The following is a 21,976-nucleotide window of genomic DNA, read 5'->3' as shown; positions in this document are numbered from 1 at the left end:
AACATGTTCAACACAATTTTTGTGATTTTGTGATTTTTTCTTGTTACGATTCAGTTTGGGCGCTAACACACCTCCAACGAAGGAGGACTGAGATGCCCAAAGACGTTCTGGTGGCTGACAAAGCCGCAATTGATCCCGCAACTTTTGCTCTGGCCAACTGCATTCGCGCCCTGTCGATCGACGCGGTCGAGGCTGCGAAATCCGGCCACCCCGGCGCGCCTATGGGCATGGCCGATGCAGCAACCGTGTTGTTCAAGAACCACCTGAAATTTGACTCTGCGAACCCCGATTGGCCCGACCGCGACCGCGTCGTCCTGTCGAACGGCCACGCGTCGATGCTGCTCTATTCGCTGCTGCACCTGACCGGCTACGAAGACATGATGCTGGATCAGATCAAGAACTTCCGCCAGAAGGGTGCGATCACAGCAGGCCACCCCGAATACGGGCACGCCAAGGGTATTGAGACCACCACCGGTCCCCTTGGTCAGGGCATCGCGAACGCGGTTGGCATGGCCATGGCAGAGCGCCGTCTGGCCGACGAATTCGGTAGCGATGTTGTCGATCACCACACCTATGTGTTCCTCGGCGATGGCTGCCTGCAAGAAGGCATTGGCCAAGAGGCGATTTCACTGGCAGGTCATCTCGGCCTCGGCAAACTGATCGTTCTGTACGACGACAACGAGATCACCATTGATGGCCCGACCTCTGTGTCGTTCAGCGAAGACATCCCAGCCCGTCTGGCCGCTTGCGGCTGGCACGTGCAGTCCTGCGATGGCCACAACCCCGCCGAGCTGGACACAGCCATCACCGCAGCAAAAGCGGAGACCACCAAACCCAGCCTAATCGCGATGAAGACCGTGATTGGCTTTGGCGCCCCGAACAAGGCTGGCACCGCCAGCTCCCACGGCTCGCCCCTTGGCGGGGACGAAGCCGCGGCGACCAAAGCGGCCTTGGGTTGGGACGCTGCGCCCTTTGAAATCCCTGCCGCTCTGTTGGACCAGTGGCGCGCGATCGGCTCCCGTGGTGCCGACGCCCGTCAGGCATGGGAAACCCGCCTCGCGGCCAAAGACGCCGACACCCGCAGTGAATTCAGCCGTCGCCTGACCGGCCAGTTGCCTGATGCCTACAAGACCGCAATGGCCAAAGCCCGCGCGGACCTGTTCGCGAATCCGCAAAAGGTCGCGACCCGAAAGGCCAGCCAGATCGCGCTGGAAGCCATCACTCCAGTCCTGCCCGAGATGATCGGTGGCTCGGCGGACCTGACCGGTTCTAACCTGACCCGCGTGCCTGCAGTCGACAGCCAGTTCACAGCAGAAAAGTCCGGCCGCTATGTGGGCTATGGCGTGCGTGAGTTTGCGATGGGCGCGGCCATGAATGGTATGCTGGTCCACGGCGGTCTGCGTCCGTATGGCGGCACCTTCATGGTATTCTCGGACTATGTCCGCAACGCGATCCGCCTGTCTGCCCTGATGGAGATCCCGACCGTCTACGTGATGACCCACGACTCGATCGGCCTTGGCGAAGATGGCCCGACCCACCAGCCGGTCGAACACATGGCGTCGCTCCGTGCCATGCCCAACCTCTTCAGCTTCCGCCCCGCCGACGTGGTCGAGACGCTGGAATGCTGGGATATCGCCATGCGCAGCGCCAAGACCCCTTCGCTACTGGCCCTGTCCCGTCAGGGTGTGCCGCAACTGCGCCTAGAGGAAACCGGCGAAAACCTGTCGGAAAAGGGCGCCTACGTCATCCGCCAGTTTGGCGAGGGCCGTGATATCACCCTGCTCGCGACCGGCACCGAAGTGTCGCTCGCGGTCGAGGCCGCAGAAGCTCTGCACGCGGATGGCAAATCCGTCGCTGTCGTGTCGATGCCAAGCTGGGAGTTGTTCGAAGCCCAAGATGATGATTATAAGGCCGCGACTCTGGGCAGTGCTCCACGCATCGCAGTCGAGGCCGCTGGCAAGTTCGGATGGACACGCTACGTGGCCCGCGAAGATGACGTGATCGGCATGACCAGCTTCGGCGCGTCGGCTCCCGCAGAGGAGCTGTATGAACAATTCGGAATTACCAAAGAGGCGATCATCGCACGTGCAAAAGCACTGATGGCCTAATCAGGAGAGACCCCATGAAATTCTTCGTCGATACCGCTGTTGTCGAGGACATCAAAGAACTGAACGACTACGGTCTGCTGGACGGTGTCACCACCAACCCCAGCCTGATCGCCAAGTCGGGCCGTGACTTCAAAGAAGTGATCGCGGAAATCTGCGCACTGATCGACGGCCCCGTGTCCGCCGAAGTTGCTGCCATGGATTACGACGGCATGGTTGCCGAAGGCGACCACCTGGCACAGATCGCGGATAACGTTGTGATCAAGCTGCCGCTGACCCTCGACGGTCTGAAGGCGTGCCGCTACTTCACCAACAAGGGCGTCAAAACCAACGTCACCCTGTGCTTCAGCGCAAACCAGGCTCTTCTGGCGGCAAAAGCTGGCGCGACCTACATCAGCCCCTTCATCGGCCGCCTCGATGACATCAACATCGACGGCATGGAGCTGATCGCAGACATCCGCGCGATCTACGACAACTACGGCTTCGAGACCGAAATTCTGGCCGCATCGGTACGTACGCCGAATCACGTCAAAGACGCCGCGGTTCTGGGTGCCGACGTTGCAACCATCCCGCCTGCGGTCATCAAAGGTCTGGCCAAGCACGTTCTGACCGACAAAGGTCTGGACCAGTTCGCCAAGGATTGGGCTGCAACCGGTCAGTCGATCCTGTAATCACGGGCGACAATCAGAATACAGCAAAGCGGCCCTCGGGCCGCTTTTCCTTTTTGTAGCGATGTCGGATCAGAGATTTAGCAGCGCCTGCGCGGTCAACTCATCCGTAATCAAGCCCTTGAGCTTGCCACTACAGAGCACAGCGTGAATGGCGGCCAGTTTATCCGCGCCACCCGCAATCGCGACGATCTCGTCGCCCTCGCCCATGCAGGCGCCAAGGGTCCGCGCTGTCAGGGTCGTTTCCATCACGGCCCCGCTTGCATCAAAGAAATGCCCCAGCATTTCCCCGCGCCCACCAGCGGCTTTGATCTCTTCAATCTCTTCGTGTTCGATCATGCCGGAATGCACCAACTGCGCATCCGGCTCTACCGTGCCAATTCCAACGATTTTCAGATCCGCGTTGTTCGCCATCTCGAACACTTCGCCCACGCCCTTCTGGTGCAGCATGACTTCACGATCCTCGACCGTGTTGGCAAAGAATGGCACTGGCATCATGAACGCAGGCGCGCCCGTTTTTTCTGCCAGCTTGTGCATCACCTCGTGCGGGTTCGCCGAGAAATTTCGTGCCAGCCCCCCCAGGAGCGACACGAAACGCTGCTTCAGCCCATCCATGCGCGGCAGTTGCTGCACACTCGCGGCCAAGGTCCGTCCGTGAGCCAGACCGATTACCGCGTGATCGCCGTGCTCTAGCTCGCGACGCAGATAGCTGGCCCCTGCCAGCCCCAAAGCGCGCAGCGGCAGCCCTTCTTCGCCGATATCGGGGGCAACTTCGCAAAACTCGAGGCCAAATCGCTCTGAAAGTTGCATCTCCAGATCAACGCACTCGACGATATCGCCTTCGACAGTCACCTTGACGGCGCCCTCAGCGACGGCACGGGCGATCAAGCGATGCGCCTTCACCGATGGCACGCCAAGACGTTTGGCGACAGCCGCTTGGGTCAAGCCGCCCGCGTAATGCAGCCACGCCGCGCGCAGCGCCATGGACATCTCTGAATCGCCGTTTCCGTTTGGCTTCGCCACCGTGCATTACCGCCTTTGCAAAATTTTATTCAGTCTGAAAAATAATTCACCAAAGGTAAAGTCAACCAACAAGAAAAAGGCGACGCCACGCGCCGCCTTTCGCTGTCGGATCAGAGGTCGATTGCCGCGACCATGCGGACCGCGCTGGCGGCCTCTGCGCCCTTCTTCACGAAGTGGTCGAAGTAGAAGCCCATGTGTTCTTGGCTGGGCTGGAAGTGGTGCGGGGTCAGCGAGACCGAATAGGTCGGAACGCCTGTGGCCAGCTGCGCATCCATCAGGCCTGTGACAACCGCTTGGGCGACAAAGTCATGGCGGTAGATGCCGCCGTCAACGACCAGAGCCGCACAAACGATCGCATCATACTTGCCGCTTTCGCCAAGCTTCTTGGCCAGTAGGGGCATTTCGAACGCACCGGGCACGTCAATCGCAGTCACCTCATAGGCGACGTCCGACGCATCCATATCGGCTTTAAACCCGACCAGCGCCTGATCGACGATGTCCGAGTGCCAACGTGCTTTGATGAAGGCGATATTAAGTTTTTCAGTCATGGAACCATCCTTGGTATTAACAAATGGTCCCAAGGCGATAGAAGTCATTGGCCTCGCGATCAGCGACGCCATGACGATCCTCTTCCATCCGGACTTTAACCGTCGGCCCCGGAATTCCACCGGATCTGCTAGACCCTGCCGCTGTGGCAGGCGCTCGCGGGCTATCACCGCCGGTGGGGAATTTCACCCCGCCCTGAGAACAGTATAGATGTGCCCGCGCCGAAAGATAAGTTCAAGCGCCGCAGGCGACTTTTTCGTGCCAAACGCGGCAAAGGTCGTCGCGTCGGCTTAAATATTCAGGTCCTGAACGCCGCTGTCGATGTGCGGAGCCCAAAACGCGACGCTCTCGGCGATCTGGGGGATCACTTCGCGGTCGTTGGGATCACGCTCTTTGAAGGATAGCTCCAGGCAGATCTCGTTGTCCTTCGCCCCGCCCTCTTCGAAAGCCTTGAGCAGCGGTTCCGGCTGGATGCGGCCCTTGGCGTTAAACTCGGCGGTAAAGGGACGGTGCCCGCCCTTGTCCATCAGCGACTGTTTGATGTGAATGATCGGGCTGACCTGCGGCACGGCCCGCGCCCACGCGTAGGGGTCAAAGTCATCGGGATTGTCACTGGTCACGTCGCCATGGTCGATGTCGGCCATCATCCACATGGGGATCGCCATATCGGCGGCAGTCAGACGGTCCTGCAACTTCATGCACTCGGCGATGGTCTCGCCGAATTCGCGGCCCACGCTCATGGGCTCCCAGAAGACATAGTCGAGACCAGCGCCCTTGGCGTGCTCGGCCACCTCGGCCCAGCAATCGATAGCGATCTGGATCAGGTCTTCGCGGCGCTGCGCGTCATCGAAATCGCGATAGGTAAAGATCGCGAACTGGGTACCGACCGACGTCCCGCCAAGATCCCCGATGATGTCGGCAAAGGTCTTGAACCAGTCCACGTAGTATCGACGCACATCCGCATCGGGATGCCCAAAGTGGTTCAGCCGCCCGTAGGGGCCGGTCATCCCGCTGGTCACGCGCACACCGGTCCGGTCCATCGCGGCCTTCATCTGGCGTGTCAAACGGCGGATGGTGTCTGCCTGCCAACTTGGGTTGATGAACTCGTGCGTCAGTTGCAGGTCGCGGATCTTCAGATCCCGCGCCACCGTTTCGATCAGATCATCGGGGTCAGCGTAGCGGTTCACCAAAGGGTTGGTGTTCAGGGAAAGAGTCAGAGCCATCAGTTACGCTGCCTTGTCCACGTTTGCTTCGAACCATTCGGTAAAGGCGGCCTGCTCAGCCTCGGTCATGTGCAGGCGGTGTTTGGTCCGGCGCCACAGAATATCTTCGGCGGTTTGGGCCCATTCGTTCTGCACCAGATAGGCGACTTCGGCCTCATACAGGTTACCGCCGAAGTGCTGACCCAGTCCGTCCAGAGCCGTCGCATCACCCGCGATCTGAGCGATACGCGTGCCATACAGGCGACCGTAATGCTTGCGCAGGGCGCGGGGCATCCACGGGTAATCAGCCTTCATCTTCTCGCGGAAGACCTCGTAATCGGCGTCGGGCATATCCCCACCGGGCAAAGGCGCGTGTTCGGTCCAGTCACCCTTCATCTGGGGGAAGTAGTCGGCGATCTTGTGCAGACCCCGCTCGGCCAATTCGCGGAAAGTAGTGATCTTACCGCCAAAGATGTTCAGCATCGGCACGCCATTCTGGTCGTCGATGTCGAAAACATAGTCACGGGTCACAGCGCTTGGGTTGCCCTGCCCGTCATCAAACAGCGGACGCACGCCCGAAAAGCTGCGCACCACATCCTCGCGGCGGAGCTTCTCCTTGAAATACCGGTTCACCGCCTTGATCAGGTAGTCGATCTCGGACTCGTCGGCGGTCACCTCTTCGGCGCGGCCTTCGTATTGGATGTCTGTGGTGCCGATCAGCGCCTTGTCCCCTTCGTAGGGGTTGATGAAAATCACGCGTTTGTCGTGGTTCTGCACCAGATAGGCCTGCTGCCCCTCCCAGAATTTGGGGACGATGATGTGGCTGCCCTTGACCAGACGCACGTTCCGGGTGGAGTTCGAACCGGCCACGTTATTAATCACTTGGCTGACCCAAGGACCAGCCGCGTTCACGATGCATTTCGCACGGAAGCTGCGTTCCTCGCCCGTCATCGCGTTCTTGGTGGTCACGGTCCACGCGCCATCCTCGCGGCGGGCGCTGGTGCAGGCGGTGCGGGTCAGAACAGTCGCCCCGCGTTCGGCCGCGTCTACGGCGTTCAGCACGACCAGACGTGCATCATCGACCCAACAGTCCGAGTATTCGAAGCCGCGCGTGTATTGATCCATGATCGGCGCGCCCTCTGGGTCGCGGCGCAGGTTCAGGGTGCGGGTGCCGGGCAGCTTCTTGCGACCGCCAAGGTGGTCGTACAGGAACAGGCCCAACCGCACGAGCCACGCGGGCCGGTCATCGGGCGAATGAGGCAGGACAAAGCGCATCGGCCAGATGATATGGGGCGCAGCGTTCATCAGAACCTCGCGCTCGATCAGCGCCTCGCGGACCAGACGGAACTCGTAGTATTCCAGATAGCGCAGGCCACCGTGGACCAACTTGCCGGAACGGGACGAGGTCCCTTGGGCCAAGTCATCTTTTTCGCACAGGACCACGGACAGGCCGCGACCAGCCGCATCCCGCGCCACGCCAGCACCGTTGATGCCGCCGCCAATTACAAACAGATCGACCATTTTATCAGTCATGGCTCGCTCCTTTCGGACACGAGAGTCGCGTCCAAAGTCATTTCAGTGTGTTCATCTTTGGGATCGGTCGCGTTCACCCAAGGCGCACGAGGGTCGCCCTGTAGGGTGTCCCACACGGGCCGCAGGCTCTGACGGGCAGAGACATAGGCAGGGAAGACCTGATCATAAATTCGGGACAGTTCGGGATCGGGCTGTTCAGCCTGCCCAAGCAATGGCGTCACCCATTCCGCGACGCAGTCGTCCATCGTGTCATAGGCGCCGATGGCAACCGCAGCCATCATCGCACAGCCTGCGGCACCTGCCTCTTCGCGCTGGGACACCCGCACCGGGGCCTTGATGCAAGAGGCCAGAATTTGGCGCAGGGCATTCGATCGTGCCGCGCCGCCCGTGATTCTGAGTTCGGTGGGATCGGCGTCCATCGCGGTGTAACAATCGCGCGCTGCCATCCCGAGCCCCTCGATCACGGCGCGCAGCATATCGGGGAAACGGTGATGGGCTGCGAGGCCGGTGAAACCTGCACGGGCGTTGGCGTTCACGAACGGCCCGCGCTCGCCTGCCTCAGAGATATAGGGGTGGTACATGATCGCGCCGGGCTTGGCGCGGCTGACCCAGCCTTCGATCCGGCCGACCAGATCCGAGTAATCTACAGGCTTGCCGGCATCGCTCATCAAGTCCGCGGCCAAACGCAGGGCCCAGTCGATATTCAGTGTCGCCGCCATATTGGTCTGCACCTGCGTGACCACGTCGGGCACAGGCAGGGCAATGACATAGCCGGTGCCTTCGGCATTCAGGTGCACATCGCCGGACCGTTTCGCCTGCATATGCACGCCGGTCGAACCGATGGTCGAACACGCCGCGCCAGCGGTTCCGGTGTGGACCCCTGCCCCAAGCGCCGTCATCACCATGTCCACGTACCCGAGCGACACAGGCGTTCCGGCCAGCAGGCCGGTTTGTGCAGCCGCTTCGGCGGACAACGGATGGGTGATCTGCGTACCGTCAATGATCTGTGGCAGCAAGTGGCGGCGATGGGTTAGGCCCAAAGCCTCGATCACCAAGTCATCGTATTGACGGGTGCGGAAGTTGCCAAAGGTAAAGCTGGCCTCGGACGGGTCGGTCGCCCGTTCCCCCGTTAGACACAGGTAGAGCCAATCCTTGCAGTGCAGCGCGACCTCGGCGCCATCCAGCAGTTGCGGCGCGTAGCGGTCCATGTGGGCCATCTGCGTGCCTTGCTGACACGTATTCAAACCAGTGCCTGTCGCCTCGAACCGCGCACGGTTCAGTTCGCCTGCTGCCAGGTCTTGCACTGTCGGAGCCGCGCGGGCATCCAGCCAGAGCCAAGCGTTCGACACAGGGCGATTGCTCGCGCCAACCAACCAAGTGCCGTCCCCCTGAGCTGTAACAGCCACAGCCGCCGTCCGCGCCGCTAAATCCGGTATCTTTTCGCCGAGCCCGCGCAAAGCCGTTGCGCAGTCGGTCCACGTCTGATCCAGTGATTGGCACGCAGACCCGTCAGCACCACTAAGATAGTGGTTCAGGACAGAACTCGTCCCCAGCTGGCGGCCACGCAGGTCAAAGGCCACCGCCTTGATCACCGAAGTGCCCGCGTCGATGCCGATAATGATATCGGTCATGGCCGCACCCTCGTGTCGTACCCGTTCATATTATCCTCCCTTTCGCGTCGGACAGGCTGGTCACTCCCCTGACCACAAACGCCATCAACAACGCGCAAAGTTCCTATGCACCCCCATAGGTGCGCTCTTCATATCACAGACATAACGCAAACATTCGGCGCTGTACATGTAATTTTTTTCTTTCGTCGTAAAAAATTTCATGTACAGTTATCGACACACGGGGCACAGCGCCTCGCTCTCTTCGAATAGGAAGAGGCCGAATATTCCCCTTAAATTAAGGGATCGTTAGACGAATTGATGCCACATCAGCATCGCGAATCTGACGAGAATCAAACGATAGGCACCCTACTGATAGGTGCACGATCTTTTGAACGGCCTTGACCAAAAGCGTTCGACCATGAGAGAGCTACCGCAATATTTGTGGTTTATAACTTATTTATATCATCGACTGCGGTCGGTGACCCGGAAGGTCCAGATGCACAGTGGAGGGTGCGGATGTTCCGGCAGAGGGAGGAAAAGAGTATGCGCCAGAACGCCCGTTCAATCCGGGATACGTCCCGTCTGATTTGCTTTCAGCAAGCATGACCCTTTCCATGTTCCCCGTCGCCGCACGTCGTCTTTCAGTCACAGGAAAGGTCAGACCGATATGAGTTACCAGTCCGAGACCCAGCATCAGATTGCCCAGAATAGCAAACGCCCTGCGATCATCTTTGGCGCGATCTGTCTGGCCGTCGTCGCCGCAATGGCCATCGACACCACCGTTGTACGCATAGGATCTGAACAGGATGTGCGCCAGCAGGGCTTCTCGCCCGAACAATTTGGGGCAGAGACGTTCCCAGAAGTGCGCGCGTTCGTTCAGGAACGTGCTGTCGACGCCAAGACCTTGTTCGACGAGGCGGTCGCCGACAAGAAAGCCGCAGGCGAGAAATACGGCGTGATGGCAGGGATCGCCCCCGTGATGCCCGTGACCTTTACTGGCGTTGTGGGCGAAGGCAAATCTGGCACTTTCTACGTCGCGATCGAGGGGATGGAAGACGCTAAGGTCCGCGTCCAGACCGGCCCTGCCGTCAACGGCACCGAATTACGCGACGCGATGGGCACCATTTCGTTCGGCGACTTCACCAACCAGATTGAATACCAGAACGCAGGCTCGGGCATTAACAACGCCATGAAGGCCGAGGTTCTGGCAGATCTGGACCGCGAAAACCTGACCGGCAAAACCATCGAGGTCACGGGCGTGTTCACCATGCTCAGCGCCAAGAATTGGCTGGTCACGCCGGTGGAGCTGTCGGTCCAATGAATGATATCCCACAGGCAACGCCAGACACCCAAGAGGTTGTCCTTGCAGCGCGCAACGTGGCCAAATCCTATGGCAGCGTGCACGCGCTCAAGGGTGTGAACTTTGACATCCACCGTGGACAGGTCACGACCCTGTTCGGCGAAAACGGCGCGGGCAAATCCACTTTGATGAAAGTGCTGTCCGGTGTGATCCAACCCACGACGGGCAAGATCCTGCTGGACGGTCAGCCGGTCAGCTTCACGTCGTCGAGCCACGCGCAGTCCTTGGGTATTTCGATCATTCACCAAGAACTGAGCCTCGCGCCGAACATGACGGTGCGGGACAACATCTTCTTGGGGCGCGAAATCCGCACACCCACCGGCATCGACTACGCCGAAGAAGAGCGTCTGACCCGTCTTCTCATGGAAGAACTGGAAGAAGACATTGACCCCCTGACCCCGGTCGAGGAATTGCGTCTGGGTCAGCAGCAGATCGTAGAAATCGCGCGCGCCCTGTCGGTCAAATCGCGCATCCTTATCATGGACGAGCCGACCTCGGCCCTGTCCGCGACCGAGGTTGAGGTACTTTTCAAGGTCATCCGCGACCTAACCAGCCGCGGCGTGTCGATTGTGTACATTTCACACCACCTCGAAGAGGCGCTCACCATCACCGACCACGCCGTGGTTTTGCGCGATGGCAACATGACCGCCTACGCACCGCGCTCGGAAATCGATCTGGAGTGGATCGTCCGCAACATGGTTGGCGAGAACTTTGATCTGGGCTCCCCACCGTCAGGCTACGAATTCGGCGCACCTGCCCTGTCAATTCAGGATTTGACCGTTATGGACGAGGCTGGCGCAGGCTTTGCCGTCGTCGATAACCTGTCGCTGGATATCAAAGCTGGTGAGATCGTCTGCATCTATGGCCTCATGGGTGCCGGACGAACCGAGTTGATGGAAACCGTCGCGGGCCGCATGGGTCAAGCGGCTGGCGAAGTCCGGCTTCACGGGCACGAGGTCAGCCACCTGACCATCGCCCAACGCATCGAGTCCGGCCTGTGCTTGGTTCCCGAGGATCGCCAGCGCGACGGGTTGGTGCAGACCATGAGCGTGGGGCAAAATCTGTCGCTGGCGAGCATCCGCAAGTTCACGCGAGGTATTTTCACCTCTCGCAAGGACGAGAACCAGCTGATCGAGGACTCGATCCGTGACGTGACCGTCAAAACCGACGGCGGCGACGCGGCAATCGGATCGCTGTCGGGCGGCAACCAGCAGAAGGTCGTGATCGGCAAGATGCTGGCGACCCATCCCACGGTTATCATGCTGGATGAACCCAGCCGCGGCATCGACATCGGCGCCAAGGCCGAGGTGTTCCGCCTGCTCGCAGAGCGCGCCCGTGACGGGCTCGCCGTACTCTATTCGACCTCCGAAGTCAGCGAATGCCTGTCCATCGCCCACCGCATCATCGTCATGCACAAGGGCCATATCAGTGCCGAATTCGGACCCGACGCAACCAAAGAACAGATCATGGCCGCCTCCGGCGAGTCCGTGGCCGCTTAATCCATACGGAGTTCCCAGATCATGTCTGCACTCAGTTCATCTTCGAAAACCTCGCGCTCGGGTCTGTTCGGCGAAGGCTTTGACCTTGGTCGCTTGCTGCTCGAAGGCCGCGCCTTCTTTGCCTTGATCGCGATTATCGTGATCTTCTCGATCCTGTCGCCCTTCTACTTCTCGGTCAGCAACTTCCTGACCATGTCCAGCCACGTGGCCATCTTTGGCTTCTTGGCCATCGGTATGCTGCTGGTGATCCTGAATGGCGGGATCGACCTGTCGGTCGGCTCGACTCTCGGCCTTTGCGGCGTGGTCGCAGGCTGGCTCATGCAGGGCGTCACAATCGAGGCCGCAGGCGTCATTCTGTACCCGCCGGTCTGGGCTGTCGTCCTGCTGACGCTCGTCCTCGGGGCCATTGTCGGCGCGGTCAACGGCGTGCTGATCGCCTACTTCAAGGTCCCTGCCTTTGTTGCGACCCTTGGTGTGATGTACGTGGCGCGCGGCGTTGCGCTCTTGATGACCAACGGCCTGACCTTCAACAATCTGGCGGGCAAGCCTGAACTCGGCAACACCGGCTTTGACTGGCTCGGCTTTAACCGCATCGCCAATGTGCCGATCGGCGTAATCATTCTGGCTGTCCTGGCGATCTCGGTCGGCCTGATGCTGTCACGCTCGTCCTTTGGCCGCTGGCTCTATGCGTCTGGTGGCAACGCCCGCGCTGCTGAACTGTCCGGCGTCCCGGTCAAGCGTGTGCAGATCGCCGTTTACATGATGTCCGGCGTTTGTGCGGCGATTGCAGGACTGGTTCTGTCGTCGCAGCTGACTTCGGCGGGTCCGACCGCAGGCACCACCTACGAATTGACGGCGATCGCAGCCGTTGTGATTGGCGGCGCAGCCCTGACGGGTGGCCGCGGCACAATTCGCGGTACCATGTTGGGTGCCTTTGTTATCGGCTTCCTGTCTGACGGCCTCGTTATCATCGGGGTAAGTGCTTACTGGCAGACCGTTTTCACCGGCGCCGTGATCGTTCTGGCCGTGCTGCTGAACAGCATCCAGTACAAAGCCAAGCCAAAGAAATCCTGAATTCTGCGCAGGGGCACCCGGCCAAAGGAGGAGCCGCCCCCTGCGAGATACCCGCCGGCCCACCCGGCACAGTTTCAAACAACCAAATCCAAAGGGAGAGACCACCATGTTCACCAAAGGTAAGCAGATCCTGCTCGCAGCAGTTGCAGCCGCACCCCTGATGGCGTCGGGCGCCTGGGCAGACGGCCTGATGACCATCATCGTAAACGACCCCTCGAACCCCTACTGGTTCACCGAAGGTGCCGTCGCCAAGGCAACCGCCGAAGAGCTTGGCTACGAAACCACCGTTGGCGCACACAAGGGCGACACCAACACCGAAAGCACCCTGATCGACACTGCGATCACCAACCAAGCCAAAGCGATCATCCTTGACCCCGCGAACGCGGACGGCTCGATCGGTGCGGTGAAGAAGGCTGTGGATGCAGGCATCCCCGTGTTCCTCGTGAACGCAGAGATCAACCAGTCGGGTCTGGCCAAAGCGCAGCTGGTGTCGAACAACGCACAGGGCGCGGCTCTTGGTGCTCTGCAGTGGGTTGAAGTCGTTGGCGACGAAGGCAAGTACGTGGAACTGTTTGGCGCCCCTTCGGACAACAACGCACAGACCCGTTCGAACGGCTACGAAACCGTTTTGACCCAGTACCCCGATCTGGAAAAAGTGGCGATGGAAGTGGCCGACTGGGACCGCACCAAAGGCTACAACAAGATGCAGTCGATGCTGCAGGCAAATTCGGACATCAACGCTGTAATCTCGGGTAACGACGAGATGGCGCTGGGTGCAATCGCCGCACTGAAAGAAGCGGGCAAGCTGGAAGGCATGACCATCGGCGGCTTTGATGGCTCGCCCGACGCAGTCGAAGCAGTGAAAGCAGGCGAAATGGCCTACACCGTTCTGCAGCCCGTTGCTGTCTTCTCGGAAGAAGCAGTGCGCCAGGCAGACCACTTCATCAAAACCGGCGAGCTGAAGGTTGCAGAAGAGAAGCAGCTGTTCGACTGCATGATCATCAACGCGGACAACGCGGACAAATACTCCGCACCGTTCGTTCTGTCCGAATAAGTCTTTCGAACAGGTTCTGATCGAAGGGGCGCCTCGTGCGCCCCTTTTTTCGTTGGCAAAACATGGTGCGCCACAGCGCGGGGAAACATGCGCGGCAGAATAACTTATTCTGAGATATGGGTTTTATCTCCTGCGCCGGTTCCGCATGACAATTGCTGCCACCGTCCACCCAAAGATACCCTAATCACATTGAAATCACGCCGTTTTTCTTAGGGACCGCATTGAAACCCCGAGAGGCGACCCATGGCTGACTTGCATCCTGAAACCTGCATGGCGCTGGACATTCTGTCGAACCCGATCATGATTGCGCACTCTGACATGACGGTGAAATTCGTGAACAAGGCGGCGCTCGCGCTTTTCAGCGATCTTGAAAGCGCAATCCAGCAGGACCTGCCACATTTTCGCGTAGACAATGTGATCGGTCAGTCCATTGATCAGTTTCACAAGACCCCGTCCAAGCAGCGTGCCTTGATCGACGGCATGACCGAGCCCCACAAAGCCGGCTTTGTCCTAGGAGGTCAGACCCTGCACTTCACCGCAACGCCCAGGCACGATGCCGAGGGCAACCTGCAATGTGTGTTCGTCGAATGGGTCGACATGACCGCGACTCTCCACGCGCAAAAGCAAGTCGAGACCTTGATCAGCGGAGTCGCTGGGATGGCCAAGGCCCAGGCGGACGGCAACTTTGGTGCACGCGTCGACAGCGCCTCGCTGGATCAAACCTACGCCAAGGTCGCGGACAGCGTGAACCACATGATCGGCCATCACATCGCGATCAAGGACACCATCATCAGCACAATGAAGGCATTGGCCGCAGGGGACACCAATGTGGCGATCCCGGACCTGCAAGGCGATGGGGCCCAGATCGCAGAGGCGATCGCCCAAGCACGGCAGAGCCTTGTCGACGTCTCCCAAGAAATCTCGCGCCTGACCGAAGCCATGACCAACGGCAACCTCGCGATTGACGTGAATGCAGCGACGCATCAAGGCGTCTATCAGTCGATTATCTCCGAATTCGCCAAGGCGTTTGACGGGCTGAATGCGAAGGTGAGCAACCTGAACACGCAGGTCGAACAGATGACAGGCGGGATCACGGATGTGACAGAAACAGCCCAAGATTTGAACCGCATCTCATCCCAGCAGTCCGAAAACGTCGAACGGATTGCAGCCAGTGTCGAAGAGACCGACGCCATGGTCCAAGCCAACGCCGAAGCGACCCGTGGGTCCAGCGGGCTGGTGCGCGACGCCATGTCTATCGTCACAGGCGGCAAAGACAAAGTCACCCAAATGGTAACCGCGATGGAGGATATCCAGAAGTCCTCGGGCGATATCAGCCGCATCATCAAGGCAATTGACGACATTGCCTTCCAGACAAACCTCTTGGCCCTGAACGCAGCGGTTGAGGCCGCACGCGCCGGGCAACACGGTCGCGGCTTTGCTGTTGTGGCTCAGGAAGTCCGCAATCTGGCCGGACGGTCGGCCAAAGCGGCACAGGAAACCTCGGACCTGATCGCTGACTCAACCAAGCGTGTCTCTCACGGCGCGGAGCTGGCCGCAGACACCGAGACCTCTTTCGTGACCATCGCCGAGACGATCGCGAAGATTGAGGCAGAAACCCAGCGCATCGAACAGTCCAGCCAAGAGCAATCACGCGGCACGTCGCAGATCAGCACGGCTTTGGGCGAACTGACGAGCACGACACTCCAAAACACACAGCAGGCGGAAACCATGGCGCAATCCGCGCAGACCATGCAAGACGCGATGCGGCAAGTGCAGGCTGTGCTGAATCAGTTCACTTTGCGTGAGAGTTCCGGCGAATTGGATCTGAATAACCTGTCGCCAGAGATGGCGGCGCAGATCCAAGCCTATCTGGCGGCGAACGCGTGATCCTTTAGTCGTCGTCGGGCAGAGTTTTACCCGAGGCCTTGAGCCGGCCAGCCAGGTGGCTCATGGCGCGATACACCTCTCCGGCTTCGGGATGCCACGCTGACACCTCTGCGCCTTGGCGGGTCAAGACATCCTGATCCCCTCGCGCCGCCGGTCCTGTCAGCGCCGCAACGGGCCCAAGCCGTGCCACATTTGCAGCCGCCCCAGTGAGGAGTTTGTCCCCGAGCGCCGCTGCCACCACATCCGGCACCCCCGCCTCTGACCACGCCTCTGCCGCGATGGCCTGCAGCACCACCGCAAAGTTGTTCGAGAATACCGCCGCCGCGTGGTAGAGCGCCTTTTTGTCTGCACTTACGGGGAACGGTTGCCCCCCGACTTGCACGATCAGGTCCGAGATGAGCGCCACCGCTGCGGCATCTCCTTCGACGGCGCAATAGGTTCCTGTGAACTGATCGCGTGCCGTTTGGGGATCCGCAAAACTCAGGACGGGATGACAGCTTGCCACCTGCCAACCAGCCTGTGCGAGTGGGGCCAGAGCCTGAGATGAAAAGAAGCCGCTGCAGTGGATCACAACAGACGGCTCCGCGCCCGAGTCCACCAGCGCTTCTGCCGCAGCGGTGATCTGATCATCCGGCACAGTCAGCAACCATAGGTCCGCAGGCTCCATGTCCGACAGCCGCGTAACAGCCTGCCCTACCCCCGCAAGCCCTACCGCGCCATCGGCGGACTCGGGCGACCGGCTGTAAACCGACTGAACCCGAATGCGATCGGACTTTTGAAACAAGAGCATCAAAGTCTGCGCCACTTTGCCTGCTCCGACGACGTTGACTCGCAACATTTCGACTCCAATCCGGTTGACGCAAGGGAATGCTTCGCGCTTGACCCAAGGGCGCGCTAGCCTTGCATTAAAGGGTACTTCGCTCAATTTCCACGCGTCTCTAGGGACTTAGTAAAAATTTTTTACCACTGGAAAAATTTTTGTTGTCTTTATTGATCATGTGGTCAAATACTCGCGACCATGCAGAGTGACGCACCCACAATTCTGGACAAACCCACAGGGCCAAAGCTTGGCGCGCTGATCCGAAAGCGGCGCAAAGGGCTGGGGATGACCCTGCAGGGCCTCAGCGAGGCCGCGGGCGTTTCGGTCGGCTATGTCAGCCAGATCGAACGGGATCTGGCAGTGCCGACACTTGGCACTCTGGCGCAACTGGCCGAAGGGTTGGACGTGCGGCTGGAGTATTTTATCAAAACCCACAAACCGACCGATGCGATCAGCCGCGCCGCACAGCGCGAGCAGTTTTCGCTGGCCGGGTCCTCGATCACCTATGAGGCCCTGAGCAACGATTACCCGGGGTCGGAAATGTCGTCCTACATCATGCACGTTCCGGCGGGCTACCAGTCCGAGACCGTGTCCCATGAAGGCGAGGAGATCATTTATATTCTCGAGGGACAGATCGAACAGTCCCTCGACGGTCAGACCTTTACCATGCGTCCCGGGGACAGCCTGCACTATAGCGGCACTGTTCCTCACGCATGGGCCAACCTGACCGACCATCCGGCGCGCATACTCTGGACCGGAACGCTCAGCGTTTTGACGGTCAATGATCAGCGTCGGCTCCCCCCCGCCTCGACCGAGGGCGAGGGTTAAGTTTCCGGCCCATCGCGGCCGGAGAGCAGATCCGCACAAGCGGGCACACGGTGCATCAGACACCGGAAATCCACACCATTAGATTCAACATGGAGGTTGATCGAATGTTACTTAAGGCAAAAATGCTAGGCATGGCTGCGGCTATGGCTCTGACCGCTGGCGGCGCTCACGCGCAAGCTCTGGTCTACTGCTCCGAAGGGTCGCCCGAAGGTTTTGACCCCGCGCTCTATACAGCTGGCACCACCTTTGATGCGTCCAGCCACCCGATTTACAATCAGCTGGTCGAATTCAAGGTCGGCACCACCGAGACCCAGCCCGGTCTGGCCGAAAGCTATGAGGTTTCAGAGGATGGCATGACCATCACCTTCAACCTGCGTCAGGGTGTGAAATTCCACTCGAACGACATTTTCACCCCGACCCGCGACTTCAACGCGGACGACGTAATCTTTACCTTTGATCGCCAAGGCAACCCCGAGAACCCCTACAACGAAGTGTCCGGCGGTACTTGGGAATACTTCAACGGCATGTCGATGCCCGACCTGATCAAAGAGATCGAAAAGGTTGACGACTACACCGTTGCCTTCCACCTGAACCGCCCCGAAGCGCCGTTTATCGCGAACATGGCGATGGACTTTGCCTCGATCGTGTCCAAGGAATACGCGGATGCCATGCTCGAAGCAGGCACCCCTGAGATGCTGAACCAGGCGCCCATCGGCACCGGTCCGTTCACGTTCCAAGCCTACCAGAAAGACGCAGTTGTCCGCTACGTGCGCAACGACGACTACTGGGGTGATCCGGCCAAAGTCGAAGCGCTGATCTTTGCGATCACGCCCGACGCGTCGGTCCGTTACCAGAAGGTTCAGGCTGGCGAGTGCCACGTCATGGCCTACCCGAACCCCGCTGACATCGAAGCGATGAAGGCTGACGACGGCGTCGAAGTGCTGGAGCAAGAGGGCCTGAACGTCGGCTATCTGGCCTACAACACTCAGGTTGCCCCCTACGACAACCCAACCGTCCGCAAAGCGCTGAACATGGCGATCGACAAGCAGGCGATCATCGATGTGGTCTTCCAAGGCTCTGGCCAAATCGCCAAGAACCCGATCCCGCCGACCATGTGGTCCTACAGCGATGCGACCGTGGACGACGCCTATGATCCCGAAGCCGCCAAGGCGATGCTCGAAGAAGCCGGCGTCAGCGATCTGTCGATGAAAATCTGGGCTATGCCCGTTCAGCGTCCCTACAACCCCAATGCCCGCCGCATGGCTGAACTGATGCAGTCCGACTTTGCCGAAATCGGCGTTGACGTTGAGATCGTGTCCTATGAATGGGGCGAGTATCTGGAGCGTTCGAAAGCCACCGACCGTGACGGCGCAGTCCTGCTGGGTTGGACCGGTGACAACGGTGATCCGGACAACTTCCTTGCTGTTCTCTTGGGCTGTGACGCTGTGGGCGGCTCGAACCGCGCACAGTGGTGCAACGAAGAGTTCGACGAAGTCGTAAAGGCCGCCAAGGTCACCAGCGACCAAGCCGAGCGCACCAAGCTCTACGAAGAAGCTCAGGCGATCTTCAAGGATCAGGCACCTTGGGCCACCATCGCGCACTCTGTTGTGTACATGGTCACCCGCCCCGAGGTTGACGGCTATGTTGTGCACCCGCTGGGGGGTCACATCTTCAACCAGGTTGGCCTGAAGTAAGCGATCGTTTGACAATCGGGATCGGCGCGCACTCCTGCGCCGGTCCCTTTTTTGCATTATTCCCGAGGGACACATGACTGGCACACTCTCTGACAGGCTGGCCGATTACTCCGCCGTGGCGCGTAGCCTTGGCGTCGACGCAGTCGCGCTGGTCCCCGGCCCGAATTTCACCCGCGTGGTCCACCACCCGTTCATGAGCAATGAGCGTCCTTTTCTGCTGGCGGCTTGCGCGGATGGACGCGCTGCTGCGATCGTCCCTAATCTGGAGCTGCAAAGCTGGGAGCTCGTCGGCTTTGACGGACCCGTGTTTGATTGGCGCGATCAGACCGGCTACGCCGAGGCATTTGCGGGCTTCATGGACTACCTGAACGCCGACAGCATCGCAGTCGAAGGTCAAGTCATGCGGGTTTTTATCCACCACGCGATGACTGCCGCCCGCGCTGACGTGCAGATCGTGGACGCCGAGCGCGAAATCTCGGCCCTGCGGATGATCAAAACGCCCGAAGACATCGAGGCCATGCGCATCGCGATCCAGATTTCGGAACGCGCTTTGGAACGCACCCTCGAAACGATCCAGATGGGCCACACTGAAAAGCAGATCGAGCAGGCGCTGGTCCTGAACCTGTTCGCCGAGGGCGCGTCTGACCACGCCTTCCGCCCGATCGTCGCCGCTGCCGAGAACTCTGCCCGCCCCCATGCTGAGGCCCGCGATGTCCCGATCAAATCCGGCGACGCGCTGCTATTTGACTTCGGCGCCCGCTGGGGTGGGTTCTGTGCGGACATCACGCGCACCTTTTTCGTTGGCCATGTCGCAGACGAAGACGCGGAATTGTACGATACCGTCCGCCGCGCCAACAACCTTGGCCACGAGATTGCTCGTGGCGGCATCACCGCGCACGAGATCGACGATGCCGTCACCAGCGTGCTCGAAGCTTCGCCCTTTGCCGAATACATCCGGACCAAGACGGGCCACGGTCTAGGCCGCGAGGTCCACGAAGCCCCCTACATCATGCGCGGCAACCGCATGACACTGCCTGCTGGCACCGTCTTTACGAACGAGCCCGGCCTCTACGTTCCTGGACGTCTCGGGGTGCGGATCGAAGATGACGTGCTGATCACCGACGCAGGGAGCACATCCCTCACAACCTTCCCGACCGAACTACGGGTGCTGGAATGCTGAAATATTTCGCCTCGCGTCTTCTGACGTTTATCCCGACCTTTATCGGCGTCACGCTGATTTCGTTTGCCTTTATCCGCCTGCTGCCCGGTGATCCGATCATCGTGATGGCAGGCGAACGCGGTATGTCCCCCGAACGCCACGCAGAGCTGACCGCCCAATACGGGTTCGACCAGCCGATGTACGTGCAGTTCTGGAACTACCTGACCGGCGTTGTCCAGGGCGACTTGGGCAATTCGTTTGTGACCAAGCGTCCGGTGTGGGACGAGTTCTTTGCCCTCTTCCCCGCGACGCTAGAGCTGTCGCTTTGCGCAATGATTTTCGCAGTGGCTCTGGGCCTGCCCGCTGGCGTGATCGCCGCCGTGAACCGCGGCAAGTTCTTTGACCGCGCGTTGATGTCCACCGCGCTGATCGGGTATTCGATGCCGATCTTCTGGTGGGCGCTGCTGTTGATCATCGTGTTCTCTGGCATCTTGCAATGGACGCCCGTGTCGGGGCGTATTGATCTGGTCTACTACTTCCCGAATGCGAGCGGCTTCATGATCTATGACGCGATTATGTCCGGCCAGTCGGGCGCACTGTGGTCCGCCATCCGCCACCTGATCCTGCCGACCATCGTTCTGGGCACCATCCCTCTGGCAGTCATTGCCCGCCAGACCCGCTCCGCGATGCTCGAGGTCTTGGGCGAGGACTACATTCGCACCGCCCGTGCCAAGGGCATGTCGCCGTCGCGCATCAATGCTGTCCACGCCCTGCGCAACGCGCTGATCCCCGTGATCACCGTGATTGGCCTGTCCGTGGGCACCTTGCTGGCTGGCGCGATCCTGACCGAAACGATCTTTAGCTGGCCCGGCATCGGCAAGTGGATGGTCGATAGCATCTTCCGCCGCGACTACCCCGTGGTCCAAGGCGGCCTGCTGCTGATCGCCGTGATGGTGATGATCGTGAACCTGACTGTCGATGTCCTCTATGGCATCATCAACCCCAAGATTAGGAAACGCTGATGACCGAGATGTCCAACACTCCGTCCCGTCCCAGCGCCCTGCGTGAATTCTGGTACTACTTCCGCGAAAACCGTGGGGCCGTGATCGGCCTTTGGGTCTTTGGCGCCTTTTTGATCGTCGCCGCACTGGCCCCGTATATTGCGCCTCATGACCCGACCATGCAGTACCGTGGTAACATCCTGCAGCCCCCTGTTTGGCAAGAGGGCGGCAGCTGGCAGTTCCCACTGGGCACCGATCCTTTGGGCCGCGATATGCTGTCCCGCCTGATCGTCGGGGCGAGGTTCTCGTTCTTTGTCGGCATTGTTGTGGTCTCGATCGCCTCCGCTGGGGGGATCATCATCGGGCTTTTGGCGGGCTTTGCACCTCAATGGCTCGACACCATCATCATGCGCCTGATGGACATCATTCTGGCGTTCCCCTCGCTGCTGCTGGCCTTGGTGCTGGTGGCCGTTTTGGGGCCATCTTTGACCAACGCGATGATCGCGATCGCCATCGTCTTGCAGCCCCACTATGTCCGCTTGACCCGCGCTTCGGTCATGTCCGAGCGGCAAAAGGACTACGTGACCTCGGCCCGCGTCGCCGGTGCTGGCCTAATGCGGCTGATGTTCATCACGGTCCTGCCCAACTGTCTGGCCCCGATCATCGTGCAAGCGGCACTGTCGTTCTCGACCGCCATTCTGGACGCAGCGGCCTTGGGCTTTCTGGGGATGGGCGCACAGCCCCCGACCCCCGAATGGGGCACCATGCTGGCCGAAGCGCGCGAGTTCATTTTGCGCGCGTGGTGGGTCGTCACCTTCCCCGGTGTGGCCATCCTGATCACCGTTCTGGCGATCAACCTGATGGGCGATGGCCTGCGCGACGCCCTTGATCCCAAGCTGAAAAGGAGCTGAGA

Annotated in this window: 18 protein-coding genes and 1 riboswitch; of the genes, 12 read left to right on the top strand and 6 right to left on the bottom strand. The window is 60.0% G+C overall.

Going from position 1 to position 21,976, the window contains the following annotated elements; all coding sequences use genetic code 11:
* The first annotated feature begins 92 nt into the window (after positions 1–92).
* Together tkt and fsa are read left to right on the top strand one after the other, a co-directional pair.
* Entirely contained in the window at positions 93–2,108 is a 2,016-nt protein-coding gene (tkt, locus tag BM225_RS14115) for a transketolase (protein WP_072705353.1), read from the top strand.
* Between the two features lie 14 nt (positions 2,109–2,122).
* Entirely contained in the window at positions 2,123–2,776 is a 654-nt protein-coding gene (fsa, locus tag BM225_RS14110; RefSeq protein WP_072705350.1) for a fructose-6-phosphate aldolase, read from the top strand.
* Positions 2,777–2,845: 69 nt separating this feature from the next.
* Here the strand turns inward: fsa and BM225_RS14105 are convergent, their stop codons facing one another.
* The 5 genes from BM225_RS14105 to BM225_RS14085 form a co-directional block, all read right to left on the bottom strand.
* Entirely contained in the window at positions 2,846–3,757 is a 912-nt protein-coding gene (locus BM225_RS14105; protein ID WP_245780499.1) for a sugar-binding transcriptional regulator, read from the bottom strand.
* A 149-nt stretch (positions 3,758–3,906) separates the two neighbouring features.
* On the bottom strand, positions 3,907–4,344 hold the full coding sequence (locus BM225_RS14100; protein ID WP_072705399.1) for a 6,7-dimethyl-8-ribityllumazine synthase: 438 nt from the start codon (positions 4,342–4,344) through the stop codon (positions 3,907–3,909).
* Between the two features lie 72 nt (positions 4,345–4,416).
* Positions 4,417–4,549, bottom strand: a riboswitch (FMN riboswitch).
* A gap of 83 nt (positions 4,550–4,632) precedes the next feature.
* A complete protein-coding gene (locus BM225_RS14095; protein WP_072705345.1) occupies positions 4,633–5,565 on the bottom strand; it encodes a sugar phosphate isomerase/epimerase family protein in 933 nt (310 codons plus the stop codon).
* Between the two features lie 3 nt (positions 5,566–5,568).
* Positions 5,569–7,077: a glycerol-3-phosphate dehydrogenase gene (locus BM225_RS14090; RefSeq protein WP_072705342.1), complete on the bottom strand. Its 1,509-nt coding sequence runs from the start codon at positions 7,075–7,077 to the stop codon at positions 5,569–5,571.
* On the bottom strand, positions 7,074–8,708 hold the full coding sequence (locus BM225_RS14085; RefSeq protein WP_072705339.1) for an FGGY-family carbohydrate kinase: 1,635 nt from the start codon (positions 8,706–8,708) through the stop codon (positions 7,074–7,076). The genes BM225_RS14090 and BM225_RS14085 overlap by 4 nt, the downstream gene beginning before the upstream one ends.
* 646 nt (positions 8,709–9,354) lie before the next feature.
* Between BM225_RS14085 and BM225_RS14080 the strand changes: the two genes are divergently transcribed.
* The 5 genes from BM225_RS14080 to BM225_RS14060 all read left to right on the top strand — a co-directional run bounded on the left by BM225_RS14080 (position 9,355) and on the right by BM225_RS14060 (position 15,561).
* The gene (locus tag BM225_RS14080) at positions 9,355–10,008 is read left to right on the top strand and encodes a DUF2291 family protein (protein ID WP_072705336.1); all 654 of its coding nucleotides are present in this window, start codon (positions 9,355–9,357) and stop codon (positions 10,006–10,008) included.
* Positions 10,005–11,546, top strand: coding sequence for a sugar ABC transporter ATP-binding protein (locus BM225_RS14075; RefSeq protein WP_072705333.1), 1,542 nt, complete (start codon positions 10,005–10,007; stop codon positions 11,544–11,546). The genes BM225_RS14080 and BM225_RS14075 overlap by 4 nt, the downstream gene beginning before the upstream one ends.
* 21 nt (positions 11,547–11,567) lie before the next feature.
* Positions 11,568–12,620 carry an ABC transporter permease gene (locus BM225_RS14070; protein ID WP_072705331.1) on the top strand — a complete coding sequence of 351 codons (1,053 nt, stop codon included), beginning with the start codon at positions 11,568–11,570 and terminating at the stop codon, positions 12,618–12,620.
* A 106-nt stretch (positions 12,621–12,726) separates the two neighbouring features.
* Positions 12,727–13,674, top strand: a complete 948-nt coding sequence (locus BM225_RS14065; RefSeq protein ID WP_072705328.1) for a D-ribose ABC transporter substrate-binding protein — start codon at positions 12,727–12,729, stop codon at positions 13,672–13,674.
* Positions 13,675–13,917: 243 nt separating this feature from the next.
* Positions 13,918–15,561 (top strand): methyl-accepting chemotaxis protein, encoded by a 1,644-nt coding sequence (locus tag BM225_RS14060; protein WP_072705325.1) that lies wholly within the window; start codon positions 13,918–13,920, stop codon positions 15,559–15,561.
* 4 nt (positions 15,562–15,565) lie between these two features.
* Here the strand turns inward: BM225_RS14060 and BM225_RS14055 are convergent, their stop codons facing one another.
* Positions 15,566–16,399: a Rossmann-like and DUF2520 domain-containing protein gene (locus BM225_RS14055; RefSeq protein ID WP_072705322.1), complete on the bottom strand. Its 834-nt coding sequence runs from the start codon at positions 16,397–16,399 to the stop codon at positions 15,566–15,568.
* Between the two features lie 180 nt (positions 16,400–16,579).
* Here BM225_RS14055 and BM225_RS14050 point away from each other — a divergent pair, with 180 nt between their 5' ends.
* The 5 genes from BM225_RS14050 (at position 16,580) to BM225_RS14030 (ending at position 21,974) form a co-directional block, all read left to right on the top strand.
* Positions 16,580–17,209, top strand: coding sequence for a helix-turn-helix domain-containing protein (locus BM225_RS14050; protein ID WP_072705319.1), 630 nt, complete (start codon positions 16,580–16,582; stop codon positions 17,207–17,209).
* Positions 17,210–17,313: 104 nt separating this feature from the next.
* Positions 17,314–18,903, top strand: a complete 1,590-nt coding sequence (locus BM225_RS14045; protein ID WP_072705316.1) for an ABC transporter substrate-binding protein — start codon at positions 17,314–17,316, stop codon at positions 18,901–18,903.
* A 73-nt stretch (positions 18,904–18,976) separates the two neighbouring features.
* Positions 18,977–20,083 (top strand): M24 family metallopeptidase, encoded by a 1,107-nt coding sequence (locus tag BM225_RS14040; protein WP_072705313.1) that lies wholly within the window; start codon positions 18,977–18,979, stop codon positions 20,081–20,083.
* Positions 20,077–21,084: an ABC transporter permease subunit gene (locus tag BM225_RS14035; RefSeq protein WP_072705310.1), complete on the top strand. Its 1,008-nt coding sequence runs from the start codon at positions 20,077–20,079 to the stop codon at positions 21,082–21,084. The genes BM225_RS14040 and BM225_RS14035 overlap by 7 nt, the downstream gene beginning before the upstream one ends.
* Entirely contained in the window at positions 21,084–21,974 is an 891-nt protein-coding gene (locus BM225_RS14030) for an ABC transporter permease subunit (protein WP_092464812.1), read from the top strand. The genes BM225_RS14035 and BM225_RS14030 overlap by 1 nt, the downstream gene beginning before the upstream one ends.
* Positions 21,975–21,976 lie beyond the last annotated feature (2 nt).

It is taken from the genome of Donghicola eburneus, from assembly GCF_900115865.1.
Classification (GTDB): domain Bacteria; phylum Pseudomonadota; class Alphaproteobacteria; order Rhodobacterales; family Rhodobacteraceae; genus Donghicola; species Donghicola eburneus.
This window is presented reverse-complemented; position numbering and strand designations above follow the sequence as displayed.

What these genes read in the sequence shown, in the direction of transcription:
- tkt (WP_072705353.1), top strand. Translation starts at nt 93, where the DNA reads ATGCCCAAAGACGTTCTGGTGGCTGACAAAGCCGCAATTGATCCCGCA.
- fsa (WP_072705350.1), top strand. Translation starts at nt 2,123, where the DNA reads ATGAAATTCTTCGTCGATACCGCTGTTGTCGAGGACATCAAAGAACTG.
- BM225_RS14105 (WP_245780499.1), bottom strand. Translation starts at nt 3,757, where the DNA reads ATGGCGCTGCGCGCGGCGTGGCTGCATTACGCGGGCGGCTTGACCCAA.
- BM225_RS14100 (WP_072705399.1), bottom strand. Translation starts at nt 4,344, where the DNA reads ATGACTGAAAAACTTAATATCGCCTTCATCAAAGCACGTTGGCACTCG.
- BM225_RS14095 (WP_072705345.1), bottom strand. Translation starts at nt 5,565, where the DNA reads ATGGCTCTGACTCTTTCCCTGAACACCAACCCTTTGGTGAACCGCTAC.
- BM225_RS14090 (WP_072705342.1), bottom strand. Translation starts at nt 7,077, where the DNA reads ATGACTGATAAAATGGTCGATCTGTTTGTAATTGGCGGCGGCATCAAC.
- BM225_RS14085 (WP_072705339.1), bottom strand. Translation starts at nt 8,708, where the DNA reads ATGACCGATATCATTATCGGCATCGACGCGGGCACTTCGGTGATCAAG.
- BM225_RS14080 (WP_072705336.1), top strand. Translation starts at nt 9,355, where the DNA reads ATGAGTTACCAGTCCGAGACCCAGCATCAGATTGCCCAGAATAGCAAA.
- BM225_RS14075 (WP_072705333.1), top strand. Translation starts at nt 10,005, where the DNA reads ATGAATGATATCCCACAGGCAACGCCAGACACCCAAGAGGTTGTCCTT.
- BM225_RS14070 (WP_072705331.1), top strand. Translation starts at nt 11,568, where the DNA reads ATGTCTGCACTCAGTTCATCTTCGAAAACCTCGCGCTCGGGTCTGTTC.
- BM225_RS14065 (WP_072705328.1), top strand. Translation starts at nt 12,727, where the DNA reads ATGTTCACCAAAGGTAAGCAGATCCTGCTCGCAGCAGTTGCAGCCGCA.
- BM225_RS14060 (WP_072705325.1), top strand. Translation starts at nt 13,918, where the DNA reads ATGGCTGACTTGCATCCTGAAACCTGCATGGCGCTGGACATTCTGTCG.
- BM225_RS14055 (WP_072705322.1), bottom strand. Translation starts at nt 16,399, where the DNA reads ATGTTGCGAGTCAACGTCGTCGGAGCAGGCAAAGTGGCGCAGACTTTG.
- BM225_RS14050 (WP_072705319.1), top strand. Translation starts at nt 16,580, where the DNA reads ATGCAGAGTGACGCACCCACAATTCTGGACAAACCCACAGGGCCAAAG.
- BM225_RS14045 (WP_072705316.1), top strand. Translation starts at nt 17,314, where the DNA reads ATGTTACTTAAGGCAAAAATGCTAGGCATGGCTGCGGCTATGGCTCTG.
- BM225_RS14040 (WP_072705313.1), top strand. Translation starts at nt 18,977, where the DNA reads ATGACTGGCACACTCTCTGACAGGCTGGCCGATTACTCCGCCGTGGCG.
- BM225_RS14035 (WP_072705310.1), top strand. Translation starts at nt 20,077, where the DNA reads ATGCTGAAATATTTCGCCTCGCGTCTTCTGACGTTTATCCCGACCTTT.
- BM225_RS14030 (WP_092464812.1), top strand. Translation starts at nt 21,084, where the DNA reads ATGACCGAGATGTCCAACACTCCGTCCCGTCCCAGCGCCCTGCGTGAA.